Here is a 422-nt window from a genome sequence, read left to right on the forward strand (position 1 = left end):
CCATCAGGCTGGCCAGGGCGATCACGGCAAACAGGACGGTCATCTGCTGGGGCGCGACACCCAGCACCTGGAACATGCGCGGCGCGCCCGCCGACTGTTCCGACAGGATCAGCCGGAACAGGAACAGCGTGCCGGTCAGGTGCAGGATGGCCGGGCTGGCCAGCCAGCGGATGTCCAGCAGGGGGGCGGTGCGGTTCAGCTCCACGACCACCGCCAAGGTCAGCGACAGCGCCGCGCCGGCCAGCAGCCAGCCGATCCACGCGACATCCGTCCAGTTGTAGATCGGCCCCATGACAAAGGCCACGATCAGCCCGCCGAAACCTGCGCCGATCAGCACGAAGCTGGCAAAGTCCAGCGGCTCGATCACCTTCTGGCGGGGGATGGGGCGCAGGGGCAGGCAAAAGACCAGCATCAGCGACACC

The 422-nt window shown here is 67.8% G+C and carries 1 pseudogene; it reads right to left on the reverse strand.

What is annotated here, in order from left to right:
- A pseudogene (locus tag TW83_RS21275) lies at nt 1-422 on the reverse strand (MFS transporter); the annotation flags it as partial.

It is taken from the genome of Paracoccus sp. S4493 (genome assembly GCF_000967735.1).
Taxonomy (GTDB): domain Bacteria; phylum Pseudomonadota; class Alphaproteobacteria; order Rhodobacterales; family Rhodobacteraceae; genus Paracoccus; species Paracoccus marcusii.